The 13,340-nt window shown below is 38.5% G+C and carries 10 protein-coding genes; all 10 read right to left on the bottom strand.

Annotated features, from left to right (window positions below; genetic code table 11):
• Positions 1-128: 128 nt before the first annotated feature.
• Complete coding sequence (locus QMN76_RS05240) at positions 129-1,040, bottom strand: hypothetical protein (RefSeq protein ID WP_282023591.1); 912 nt, start codon at positions 1,038-1,040, stop codon at positions 129-131.
• A 368-nt stretch (positions 1,041-1,408) separates the two neighbouring features.
• A complete protein-coding gene (gene ligA / locus QMN76_RS05235; RefSeq protein WP_282023592.1) occupies positions 1,409-3,517 on the bottom strand; it encodes an NAD-dependent DNA ligase LigA in 2,109 nt (702 codons plus the stop codon).
• On the bottom strand, positions 3,517-5,238 hold the full coding sequence (gene recN, locus QMN76_RS05230; protein ID WP_282023593.1) for a DNA repair protein RecN: 1,722 nt from the start codon (positions 5,236-5,238) through the stop codon (positions 3,517-3,519). The genes ligA and recN overlap by 1 nt, the downstream gene beginning before the upstream one ends.
• Positions 5,239-5,276: 38 nt before the next feature.
• Complete coding sequence (locus tag QMN76_RS05225; protein ID WP_235176792.1) at positions 5,277-6,155, bottom strand: outer membrane protein assembly factor BamD; 879 nt, start codon at positions 6,153-6,155, stop codon at positions 5,277-5,279.
• Between the two features lie 156 nt (positions 6,156-6,311).
• A complete protein-coding gene (lpxC, locus tag QMN76_RS05220; protein ID WP_282023594.1) occupies positions 6,312-7,340 on the bottom strand; it encodes a UDP-3-O-acyl-N-acetylglucosamine deacetylase in 1,029 nt (342 codons plus the stop codon).
• 180 nt (positions 7,341-7,520) lie between these two features.
• Positions 7,521-9,044 carry a cell division protein FtsZ gene (gene ftsZ / locus QMN76_RS05215; protein WP_034335580.1) on the bottom strand — a complete coding sequence of 508 codons (1,524 nt, stop codon included), beginning with the start codon at positions 9,042-9,044 and terminating at the stop codon, positions 7,521-7,523.
• 78 nt (positions 9,045-9,122) lie between these two features.
• On the bottom strand, positions 9,123-10,505 hold the full coding sequence (gene ftsA / locus QMN76_RS05210; RefSeq protein ID WP_034335583.1) for a cell division protein FtsA: 1,383 nt from the start codon (positions 10,503-10,505) through the stop codon (positions 9,123-9,125).
• A 45-nt stretch (positions 10,506-10,550) separates the two neighbouring features.
• On the bottom strand, positions 10,551-11,441 hold the full coding sequence (locus QMN76_RS05205) for a cell division protein FtsQ/DivIB (protein WP_084051479.1): 891 nt from the start codon (positions 11,439-11,441) through the stop codon (positions 10,551-10,553).
• Complete coding sequence (locus tag QMN76_RS05200; RefSeq protein WP_282023595.1) at positions 11,429-12,382, bottom strand: D-alanine--D-alanine ligase; 954 nt, start codon at positions 12,380-12,382, stop codon at positions 11,429-11,431. Before QMN76_RS05200 ends, QMN76_RS05205 begins: the two co-directional genes overlap by 13 nt.
• A gap of 12 nt (positions 12,383-12,394) precedes the next feature.
• Complete coding sequence (gene murB / locus QMN76_RS05195; protein WP_282023596.1) at positions 12,395-13,333, bottom strand: UDP-N-acetylmuramate dehydrogenase; 939 nt, start codon at positions 13,331-13,333, stop codon at positions 12,395-12,397.
• Positions 13,334-13,340 lie beyond the last annotated feature (7 nt).

Here is a 13,340-nt window from a genome sequence, read left to right as displayed (position 1 = left end):
GGTAATATTACCAATGTTACCAGTTGCACCAGCACCTAATTTAACAGTGTCATTGGCAGCATTTAATTGCCATCCAGTAACAGCGTAATCAATATTTGTACCAAATGTTATATTAGTTGAAGACCCATTTAATAACAGTCCTGTACCAGAAAGTCATTATTATCAATTGTAATGTTTCCATTATTGGCACCAACTTCCAATGCTCCTGCGCTTAATGTAAAGTTCGAGCCAATATTGGCAGAAGCGTTTTGGTATACACCAAAAGTTCCACCAATTTCCATTACATTATTATTACCAAATTTTGGATTAATTATTGTTCCTGTTGTAGGTCCGACTGTAAAAAAGCTGGAGACAACTTTTATAGATACTTGGTCAGCAGCGCTTACAAAACCAGCAACTGAAGTGCTTGTTGTAGCTCCTAAATACCCGTTTACACTAAGGTAAGAACCTGAAGCTAAGGTTAAAGAGGCTGATGTTTTCTTGGCGGCTGTAGTTGGTGTCGCGATGGTTAGGTTGGCAGCAATTGTACTTCCAACAATAAAAATATTGCCGCGACCAAGATGAACGCCGGCATTACCTGTAATGGCAAAATTTCTGGATTGAGTATCATATATGGCATTTCCAGCGTTAGTACCAGCGGATTCACCAATATAAAACTGATAGTTACCATCTGTTCCGTAATTTGCACCACCATTATACTTTATAGCATATCCTGATTGTGTCGCATTATTTAAAGTAGCCCAAGATGCTCCAGTAGTCGTGGTTGATACGTTATAGGTTGGAAATACAATCGTTGCTGCTGATGGTATTTGTGAATCTCTTGGTTGAATTGTATTTTCATTTGATTCTGATGTGTTATCAGTAGATGTAGTCGAATCTTCATCTAATATTGAACTCTCGCTTGTATTGCTGATTGATGCACCATTGAGAATAATAATTTCTGATTCTTGAGAATTTATAGCAGATGATGAATTATTTTCATCATTTAAATTGCTATTTTGATCATCAATTAATGGATCTTGTGTATCGTTTGTCGTCACTAAAATAGCCTTTTAAAATAAATGTTGAAGAGCTTATTTTTTAGTATTTGTATTATTTATTTTGGAGAGAAATATTGATATTTATATTTTATATATAAATTGCTATTATAATATTTAAATTCAAGTATTTTACTTAATTTTATTAGTCAGATATAAATTTAAAAGAATATTAATTTATATAAATTATTGATATTATTAATTTTTTTAAATTATCAACAGGATGGCAAGAAGGTAAAATGTAAGAATTATTGGAATATAAAAAGTAATATAATTCTCGTTATATGAGATATTGTTAAAGAATAAATATCTTTCGACGTATGAAATATATGTAATTATTACAGAAATATAAAATATTACTGTAATAATGATTAATAATTTTTTGGATATTTAATAAGCTCTCGCCACTCTTTTTCATCTAAACATTTAATACCGATTTCTTTGGCTTTACGAGCCTTGCTTCCGCCATCGACACCTTCTATAACGTAATCTGTTTTGGCAGAAACTGAATTTGTGACTTTTGCGCCTAATCGTTCGGCGATATCTTTAGCCTCTGACCTGGTCATCGTAGATAAGGTGCCTGTAAAGACCAATATTTTACCAAGCAACACGCCCTCTTGTAATGTTTCGACATGTTGAATAGTGAGAACTGTCGCAAGATCATGAAGGGCTTTTTGATTATGTTCTTCGCTAAAAAAAGCAACAAGCTCATCCGCAATTGCGGGGCCAATACCTTCAATTGAGCCTAAGGTTAACCGCTCATCAGATCCAATTTGTCGGGCAGCAAGCATTTCTTTGGTCCAATTTTCATAGGACGTATAATGCTTGGCAAGTATTTTTGCCGTGGCAATACCAATACGGCGTATACCCAAAGCATAGATAAAACGATCTAGCGAAATTGTTTTTTTATTTTCAATCGCAGTTAAAAGATTTTTCAAAGAAAGCGCTGCCCATCCTTCTGAATGCAAGATTTTCTCTTGGTGATTCTGAAGATGAAAAATATCTGCAGGTTGGTGAATGAGGTCTTCATTAAAAAATTCTGTTACAGTTTTTTGTCCCATACCTTCAATATCAAAAGCATCTTTAGAGCAAAAATGGATCAACCGTTCTTCAATTTGTGCATTACAGGTAAGCCCACCTGTACATCGACGAACAACTTCACCTTCTGGCTTTTCTGCATTCGCGCCACAAACAGGACAATGAGTGGGAAATTGAAAAGGATCTGAACGATTTTGTTCTAGGCTAGAGGGATCAACACTTACAATTTGAGGAATCACATCGCCAGCACGTTGTAGAATCACACGATCATTTTCACGTACATCTTTGCGGATGATTTCGTCCTCATTATGCAAAGTGGCACGTGTTACGATAACCCCACCTACATTAATGGGTTCTAACAAAGCTACAGGTGTTAATGCACCTGTCCTGCCAACTTGAATATCAATCTTTTTTAAGCGCGTGATGGCTTGTTCAGCTGGGAATTTCCAGGCAGTTGCCCAACGAGGAGAGCGCCCTATAAACCCAAGGCGTTCTTGTAAATGAATCGCATTAACTTTGTAGACAATGCCGTCAATATCATAAGATAAACCAGAGCGTTTAATCATTAAATCTTGTTGAAAGGCCTCGGCTTCTGCTGCATTTTTAACGATTTTGTATAAAGGATTAACTTGGAAGCCCCATGTTTGTAATTTTTTAAGAAAATGATCATGAGTATCAGCAATAGGAGAGCTGACATAACCTTGAGAATAAACAAACAAAGAGAGGGGGCGCGAACGAGTAATTTCAGCATCCAGTTGACGTAAAGAACCTGCGGCTGCATTCCTTGGGTTTGCAAACAAGCGTTTACTGGCTTGTTCTTGTTCTTTGTTTAGCCTAATGAAATCTTCTTTGGAAATATAAACCTCGCCACGTATTTCCATAAGATCTGGTATGTTTCCCATGAGTTGAAGGGGGAGAGCTGCAATTGTTTTAACATTCGAGGTTACATCTTCTCCAACAGTTCCATCACCACGAGTGCTGGCCTTTACTAACTCACCTTTTTCATAAGTTAAATTAATTGAAAGTCCATCAATTTTAGGTTCCGCAACAAAGGATAATTTCTCTAAATCTTCAGTTTTAAGATCTAAATAACGCTGAATACGATTTATAAAATCTTGAAATTCCTCGGCGTTGAATACGTTGTCTAAAGACAACATTGGCACTTTATGCTTACTTTTTTTTATTGCACTATTGGCTTGACTGCCAACTGTCTGACTTGGGCTGTTTTTTTTAACAAGTTCGGGGAATAATACTTCAATTTCTTTGTGCCGACGACGTAAAAGATCGTAGGTGGCATCATCAGTTAAGGGATCATCTTGATTATAATAAGCATGATCACATTGATGCAAATAATCTGAAATGACAGATAACTCTTCTTTGGCTTGAGTAAGAGTAAGATTTGAAATTAAGAGAGAATTAAAAGGTGTTTGAAAAGAATTCATTAATTTGATCTATGTAATAAACTGTCTGCTGCGGCTCTGGCTGCGTCGGTGACATGGTTTCCTGCAAGCATACGGGCAATTTCTTCGCGCCGTTCATCAGCACTTAGTTGTTTGGTATGGGTCAGTGTTACCCCATTTTCAATAGTTTTACTAATTTTTAACTGCATATCACCACTCGCAGCAACTTGTGGGCTATGAGTAACAACAAAGACTTGTAAATTTTGTGCTACGTGATGCAATCGATCCCCAATAGCAGACGCTGTGGATCCTCCTACGCCAGAATCAATTTCATCAAATACAAGTGCTGATAAAGTAGATTGTTGGCTTAACACGACTTTCAAAGCTAATAAGAGTCGAGATAACTCGCCCCCTGATGCAGCTTTGTTCAGAGGGGCAGGTGGAACACCTGGGTTAGCCGCGATTAAAAACTGAACTTGATCTTTACCTGTTTGATTCCAAGCTTCATTAGGCAAAGGAGTAATAGATACAAAGAATTTTGCACGGTCTAGCTTTAATGGTGTTAACTCTTGAGTGATTGAGTTTTCAAGCTTTTTTGCAACTTTTTTCCGCTCAGTTGAAAGCTTTTCAGCCGCATCTTCAAAAGAAGCTCTACATGTAGCGACCTCTTGTTCCAAATCTTTGATTTGATGATTTCCTAAGTCAAGATTTAATAATCTTGTTTCAAAATTTTGTAAAAGGTTGGAAAGTTCATCAATATTGACACCATATTTGCGCCCTGCTGCACGAAGGGAAAATAGCCGTTCCTCAATATCGTCTAAAAGTTGAGGGTCAAGGTGAATATCATTAATAATATGATTTACAATATTTTCTGCTTCTCCCAAAGCTTCTTCTGAACGAATAATAGCCTCTAGAGCTTCTTGTATGGCTTGGTCTGTAGATGATAAAGAATTTTGTTCATTCATCGAAGATGGGAGAAGCTTTTGTAATGATTTACTAGCGTTCAGTAATGCTTGAGCAGGTTGAAAGGCACGGCGATCTTGCGGGGAAAGTTGAGCTAATGCTGAGGTTAACGCCTCTTGACGGCGTTCATCTTGCTGCAGGTTTTTACGCTTTTCAATCAGATCAAGTTCTTCATCGCTTTGAGGGGCAAGTCTTTTTAACTCTTCAACTGACTCTCGTAACCATTCCTCTTCATGCGCTGTTGCTTCGATTGTTGCTCTGAGTGCAGATAGTTTTGCAGTTGCCTCAATCCATTTGGAATAATGAAGTTTTATTTTTTGTAGTAAATTTGTGGATACACCAAAATTATCGAGGATATTGAGATGCCCTCTTGGGTCCATTAACCCAACCTGTTCATGTTGGCCTTGCATTTCCACAAGATTCTGTGAAATTTCTTTTAAAAAATTCAGGCTAACGGGCTGATCATTAATATAAGCACGGGAACGTCCATCGGCAGCAATAATGCGACGAATGACTAAATTTGTTTCAGAAAGCTCGGCCAGTTCAAAACCTTGCTCGGCCAATTGTGTATAAACAGGATGAGAAATAGGAACTTCAAAACAGGCCGTTACTGTGGCTTGATTGGTGCCAACTCTTACCAAAGAGGAACTAGCACGTTCACCTAATGCCAATCCAAGGCTATCTAATAGTATAGATTTCCCTGCACCAGTTTCTCCAGTGAAAACTGTTAATCCTCGATCAAAGAATAAATCGAGTTTCTCTATCAAAACAACGTTACGTATAGAGAGTTGTGTTAACATTTATAAAAACTGATGCAAAAAAATGAAATGAATAGTGATCAGAAAAGAGATGTAAAAGAGTTCCATGTGCGGCTGAAGAAACCAGGAGTTTTAGCTGTTGGTTTTTCTGCTTGAGGAGACACAAGTTTATATTTCTTAAGATCATTATAAGTATAACGATACCAAGTACTGTTAGGATAGTTATATCCCAAGATAGAAGCTGTTTTACGAGCTTGATCAGTCAATCCAAGCTTAAGATAAATTTCAACAGAACGATGTAATGCTTCTGCTACATGGTTGGTGGTTTGATAATCAAAAACTACACGTTGAAAGCGCGTAATTGCTGCTTCATAATTTTTTTGTTGCTCGTAAAAACGACCCACTAGCATTTCTTTACCTGCCAAATGGTCACGACAAAGATCAATTTTTAATTGAGCATCACGTGCATAAGAGGTGCCAGGAAAACGATTAACAACGTCGTTTAAAGCACTCAAAGCTTCTAATGTACTTTGTTGATCACGAGAAACGTCTGAAATTCGTTCATAATAACATAATGCGCGCAAATAAAATGCGTAAGGTGCATCAGGGCTATTGGGATGAAGTTGCAAGAAAGTTTCAAGTTGTTTTACAGCGTCTGGATATTTATTTTGTAAGTAAAACGCGTAACCTTGCATTAATTGAGCATTCGGAGCATACCCAGAATAGGGGAAGTTCTCTTGCAACATCTCAAACTGTTTAGTAGCTAGTTTATAATGTTTTGTTTTAATTGCATCGATACCATTATTATAAAGCTGCTCTGGTGTGCCTTGTCTATAGCTCTCTTCAGAGTTATGATCAGCTGCTGCTTTTTTTGCATCTTTGCTACTACCGCCGCCGCATGCGACCAAACTGGTCACAAGCATGACAGAAAAAAAGCCACGTGTTATGTTTTTTAACATATGTAGTTTTGGATTCACTGTAACCACAGTTTGACAACTTTCTGCTTTATTAAAAATGGCACAATACTTAATAATCGAAATATTTTTATATCATGTCATTAGAGAAGTTGAAGTGCTTTCTTTAATAAAAATGAATTTTAATTTAAAGTGAGGTTTTTAAGCCTCTTGTTTTTCTTGTTTTTTATAGAAAAAATTCGGAAAAATTTCTGGTGATGCTGCACGAGTGGTGGATGTGGGTAAATAACACCATGCTTCTTTATCTGACATTAATTTACGTAATAAAAGATTATTAAGTTTATGCCCAGATTTATGCCCGATAAATTCACCATGTATGCGAACATTACTTAATGCTAAATCACCAATAGCATCAAGCATTTTGTGTTTTACAAACTCATTTTTACAACGCAATCCATTCGGATTTAAGATAATATCACCTTCGACAACGATTGCATTATCCAAGCTGCCACCTTTGGCAAGACCCATTTTATGTAGAGTATCAATTTCACTCTTAAGTGTGAAAGTACGGCAATGCGCCAACTCATTTTTGAAATTTTCAGGAGTTAGATGCATTTTAAAAATCTGTTTGCCAATAGCAGCCACAGGAAAATCAATAGATAGGGTCAAAGTTAATCCTTCATAAGTTGAAGGGACTAGCTCTGCAAAAGCATCTTTACTTTCTACACGTACGGTTTTTAGTATTTTAATGCTAGGGATAATAGCCAGTAATGTCTGGCGGCCTACTTGTTCTAATAAAGCGTTGAATTGAGCAGAGGAACCGTCTAAAACAGGAAGTTCAGGGCCATCACATTCTACAATGATATTATCGATTTGATTGCCCGATAAAGCTGCCATTAAATGTTCAATAGTAGCTATTTTAATTGATGGATTTTTGGGGTTTGCAATAACAGTACTCAGGGTTGTGTCAACAACATTATCATAACAGGCACGAATAGAGATATTGCTCATGTCTGTTCGGCGAAATATTACTCCTGTTCCAGCAGGTGCAGGTAACAGTTTTAGGTTAATATATTTTCCAGAATGTAACCCAATTCCACAACAAGAAATTGGTGTAGATATAGTGTGTTCTGGTGCAATATAGGATTGAGTCAATGGAAGATGAGACCAGATAGAACGACGTGGTATATTAGTTGGTCTTGGCAAAGATTTAATTTGCATTCTATCCATAGTCTTTTCCAATCTTAATTAATAATAACCTTAAAAAGAGCGATATCTTAATGTATATGTAGAGGGGAAATTGGAAGAATGCCAGTCAAAGATTATTGCATAGTGTTACGCAAGATTATTAAATACTTATAAAAAAGACCTCTAAATTATTATCTAGAGGTCTTTTTTATAGCTCATCAATTAAGATTTTCTTCTTAAAAAGGCTGGAATATCAAGGCCATCCTCGTCTATTTTAGATTGGCTTTCGTTATGAGAGCGGGCTTGACCTTCTGTGTTATTAACCATAGAGGGTTCATTTTTTCCTAGTTCAGCTTGTGATGCAGAAGGGTTTTTATTTCCGCGTAGTGCCCCAGTTACAATACCAAATAAGCTTCTTGATGGTGGAGGGGCAGTGTCATCCTGACGATGATGAGGGTCTGAGAACAAACCTGAACGAGGTGATGCTTTAGAAGCACGCTCTGGAATCGCATCGGGAGAGGGTGCGCGAGGCTCATCATTATTTTTGTAAGAACTGTTTTGTTCAATAACAGCTTCTGTTTTTGCTGGCGCAGCAGGTTTTACCGTTTGAGGAGGCTCTTGATAGTTAATAGGTTCAGGAATTTTTTGTGAAGTGTGAGTTGCTTCTGTAGAAGAAGGTGTTGTGTTTTGAGGCGCAGCCTCTACAGCAACATTTTTTTCTTGTTCGCTCGGCTGTGGCTGTGGGGCTGTAGGTGTTTGTTTTTCGTATTGAACAGGGCTGTCAATACCTGTAGCAACAACAGAAACACGAATTTTTCCAGTTAGATTTTCATCAATTGCAGAACCAAAGATAATATTGGCATCATCAGCGACTTCTTCACGAATACGATTCGCAGCTTGATCAACTTCGAATAGGGTAAGATCATCACCACCCGTAATGTTGATTAATAATCCTTTTGCCCCAGCCATAGAGGTATCTTCTAATAAAGGATTAGAGATTGCGGATTCTGCTGCACGAATAGCTCTATTTTCGCCCTCTACTTCGCCTGTTCCCATCATTGCTTTACCCATTTCCGCCATAACGGTGCGGATATCAGCAAAGTCAAGATTAACAAGGCCAGGTGACATCATTAAGTCTGTTACCCCTTTAACGCCCATATACAAAACTTCATCAGCCATTTTAAACGCATCTTTCCAAGTTGTGTTTTCAGTTGCTGTGCGGAAAAGATTTTGGTTCGGAATAACGATTAAAGTATCAACAAATTGTTGAAGTTCGGCAATGCCTGTTTCTGCAAGGCGAGCTCTTCTGGCACCTTCAAAGGTAAAAGGTTTTGTTACGACACCCACTGTCAGGATTCCACGTTCACGTGCCATACGTGCAATTACGGGGGCTGCACCAGTTCCTGTTCCACCACCCATACCAGCAGTGATAAATACCATATGAACATTTTCCATATGACGGGCAATTTCTTCTGCTGCTTCTTCTGCGGCGGCACGGCCAATATCAGGCTTTGCACCAGCACCTAACCCTTGGGTTAAATGAGGACCCAGTTGAATACGATTATCAGAAAGGCTCTTCATTAGTTGCTGTGCATCTGTATTCGCAACAACGAATTCGACCCCTTTGAGCTGCAAAAGAATCATATTATCAACGGCATTCGTGCCACCACCACCGACACCAAAAACTGTGATACGAGGTGTAAAATCAGCATAGGTAGGTTGTGGAATTGTCAAATTGAGTGTCATGGATATCCTCGAACCAAGTATAGCTTTGTGTTTTGAAAACAGGATACATCAGAAAAGTGTTAGAATCCAAAGAAATATTTATATATGTACACGGATAAACTCAACAAGCTTTTTCAAAAAGCCTTCTGATTTTTTTTCAAAAAAATCAAGATCAGCTAAAGTTCGACCATCTCCTGCCGCCCAGGCCAATAATCCCGCGGCAGTTGAAAAAGCAGCAGAATTTGCAGTATCGTCTGGTAAACCTATGATATTATTCGGTTTTCCTAAGCGAATTTGACGATTTAAAATGCGTGCAGCCAATGGTCCAAGGCCATCTAAGAGTGATCCACCGCCTGTTAAAATCACTCTACCATTGGCAGCATTTCCGACATTTGCATTATCCAGACGGTCTCTGACAAGTTCTAAAGTTTCTTCGATTCGGGGGCGAATAATAGAAATTACTCTTGATAGCGGTATTTTTGTCACAACTTCATAGTCATCATCGCCTATCATTTGAATCGGAAGTTGTTGATATTCATCGTCATAAGAGTATTCCGCACTGCCCCACATCGTTTTCAACCATTCAGCTGTATCAATAGATGTGGATAGAATCCCTGCAATGTCTCTGGTAATATGGGACCCACCAATTGGGATTTGCGAGGTATAAAGAAGTTGGTTTTCGCCAAAAATACCAAGAGAAGTTGTTCCCCCTCCCATATCAACAATTGTCGCCCCTAAATCACGTTCGTCTGGTGCCATAACAGCTAATCCAGCTGCTAATGGCGAAGAAATGATTGCTTCAATTTGTAATTCCGCACGCATTAATACAGTGGCAAGGTTACGTAGGGCGGTTGCAGATGTATCGATAATATGTAGGCGAGTGCTTAAAAGCTCGCATTGATGACCACGAGGATCTTCCACACCAGAAGTTTCATCAACATCAAATGCCAAGGGTAGAGCGTGAATAATTTCTCTACCATCTATTTGTGCTCTTAAAACACCTTCATTCACAAGCCGGTAAATATCGTGATTATTAACTTCTCTGCCGCCAATAGGCCAGTCAACATTAAAAAGCTGGCTTTGAGGTTTCCCTCCAGAGAGATTAACATAAATCTTACTTAATCTGCGTTCAGCTGCCTCTTCAGCTTGGCCGACAGCAGAGCGAATTGCACGTTCAGCTGCTTCAAGGTTTACAATTCCACCTTGTTTAACTCCATGAGATCTGCGCCAACCATAGCCTAAAACTTGTAATTGACCATTTGGCTTTCCTTGGCCAATAAGACAAGTAATTTTATTACTGCCAATATCTAAAACACCAAAAACACCAGGAAGCCAATCCTTTTTATAGGGCAAATCGTCAGGAGGAAAGACACGGCTTTTTACTAACTGTCTGGATTGTGCTACGGCCAAAGCATTCTTGTCATGATTTGTATTAGTGTTTTTTCTTTGCGCTTTTTTCTGAGAAGAAGCTAGCTTACTCATGACATTTACCCTGATTATAAAACGGAATGATGAAAGTGTAGTTTTTTATGGTGTTGATTGCGTACTGGTATTATCACCGTTTATATTTTGTGAATCTTCTTTTTGTTTGTTTATATAGTCTTTGTCTTCTGTAATAACTAATCGATCTGCTTGACGCAAATCAATAATTTTTATTGGGCGATCTAATATCTGAATGTCTTTTTGCAAACGGTTTAAACGTTGAATTGCTGGTAGCTCTTGATTTTCTGGTAATTTTACAGTGGTACCATTTTTTAAATCCAGATTCCATCGTCTATTACCAACACGAACTGCGGCAACGACATGTTTTTTGATGTCAGGTTGAGAAGATAAAATATCAAGAAGTTCAGCACCGTCTGTATTAGCACCATAACCAACAACTAATGGAAGCTTTAAAAAAGCTTGCCCATCTTTACCACTCATACCATGATCATTCACAATTTGGCCTTTACGATCAATCAATTTAAATTGGCCATTATGTTGCCATACAGCAAAAGGTTTACGCTCAGTAATATGAATAATAATTGTATTAGGTAATTGTCGTTTTAATAAAGCGGTTTCAACAAAAGGTAGCTCGTCCAGACGTTGTTGAGCATCATTGACGGAAAAATTAAAAATAGAATCTCCGATGTGAATGCCCAAAGCTTCTTTAACCTCATCCTCAGAGGTCAAATCACATCCCGTAATAATAATTTTCGTAATTTTCATAGGTAAAATACTGCTTACTTTACCTACGATGACTGAGTATTGTTGATCAGAAGCCAAGCGAGCGATAAACCATCCCCCACCGCCAAGGATGCCAAAAATCACAATTAAAAAAATAAAAGGGCGCAATAATCGCCTTGACCGCCGAAAAGCAATTTTACTTTTCGATGGTCGATCATTTTGATAATCAGGACGTTTTCTCATGCTCGACATTTAGCATGTTCCACTAGCCAAGAGCAGAGATCAGGATAAGAAATACCACAATATTGTGCTTGCTCAGGTAATAAAGAGGTTTTGGTCATACCAGGTTGAGTATTGACTTCTAGTATATAAAGTGCGCCTGGATGATCAGAGGTTTCTTGTGAATTATCATAACGAAAATCCGTTCTGGAAACAGGATAACACCCTAGAATTTTATGTGCTTGTTGAGCATAATCTATAGCTTTTTGAAACGCCTTTGGATGTATTTGTGCGGGCAAAATATGTTTTGACTCTCCAGCCGTATATTTAGAGGTATAATCATAAAACACATGCGTGCCAGAGGAAATATCTGTGATGGTTAAAGCTTTATCTCTCATAACACATACAGTTAATTCTTTTCCTGGGATAAATTGCTCAACAAGGACATTGTCGCCAAAGTGCCATTCTTTTATAATTTTTTGACGGCGCTTTTTTCGTTCTTGTGCATCTGTTTCATTGACTATATACACCCCAACTGAAGAGCCTTCCTCTATAGGTTTGATAACATAAGGCGAGGGTAAGGGATCTTGGTGAGCCAGCTCGTGGACAGGGATTACTTTACCTGTGGCAACAGGTAGTCCTGAATCAGCCAATAGAATACGAGTCATTTGTTTGTTCATTGCTATGGCAGAGGAACAAATACCACCGTGAGTATAAGGGATGTTCATCCATTCCAAAACACCTTGGATCGCTCCATCTTCTCCAAAACGACCATGTAATGCGTTAAACACGATATCAGGTTTTTGTTCTTTTAAACATTGAATGATCTGCTCAAGGTCATCATTAGCCACAAGATCACTGACTTGATAACCAGTCTCTTTAAGCGCTTCGATAATATTGCTGCCACTGGCTAGGCTGACTTCACGTTCAGAAGAAATTCCACCACGAAGAACGGTTACATGTTTTTTGGACATTTGAATACTTTCTTATTGTTGTAATGGACGACCAATGCGTTTGATTTCCCAGTGAAGTGCAATAGAGAATTGATCCATAACGCGCTTTTTCAGTTCTTCACCCAGATTCTCAATATCAGCCGCTGTCGCTGTACCAGTATTTATTAAAAAATTACAATGTTTTTCACTGACTTGCGCGCCACCGATGGTTAAGCCTCTGCCGCTAACCATGTCAATCAACTGCCATGCTTTATATTCTGAAACTGAAGGGTCAGGATTGCGGAAGGTCGATCCGCCTGTGCGAGATCGAATGGGTTGTGAGTCTTCTCGTTGCTTTTTAATAGCATTCATTGCTTGAATAATTTTTTCTTTGTCCCCAGGTAGCCCTTGTAGGCGTGCTTTGGTAACTATGGCATCTTGTGGCAAAGTGGAGTGGCGATAGCTCAGCCCAAGCTCGCTGACAGATAAACGAATTAATTTGCCTTCGCGGGTAATAATCTCTATCCAATCAAGGATATTGGACAGTTCTGAACCATGTGCTCCTGCATTCATTTTGACAGCTCCACCAATAGAGCCAGGAATACCAATTAAGAATTCTAATCCTTTAATTCCTGTCGCAGCGGCATGTTCAGCAACAACAGTGTCAAGACATGCGGCACCAACAATAAATCCATCTTGATCAGGAATGATTTCATTAAACCCTTTGCGGAGTTGAAAATTAACGCCTGGAATACCGCCATCACGGATTAATAAATTTGAAGTTGCGCCCAAAGTAAAGATAGGCCACTCCAAAGGGAGTTGGTATAAAATATATGCAAGGTCTTCATCATTGGCAGGATTAATCAAAATTTCTGCATTTCCGCCTACTCTGAACCAGCTGCGTACATTAAGAGGAACATCAAAATTGATCTTTCCCTGCAGTTTTGGCAGTAAATCAGAAAATGCTTCTTTGGTAAAAAGACCTTGTTGCATATTCTAT

The organism is Commensalibacter papalotli (ex Botero et al. 2024) (assembly GCF_947179115.1).
Lineage (GTDB): Bacteria > Pseudomonadota > Alphaproteobacteria > Acetobacterales > Acetobacteraceae > Commensalibacter > Commensalibacter papalotli.
Note: the sequence above shows the minus strand (reverse complement) of the source record. Positions and strands in the feature narration are given on the sequence as shown.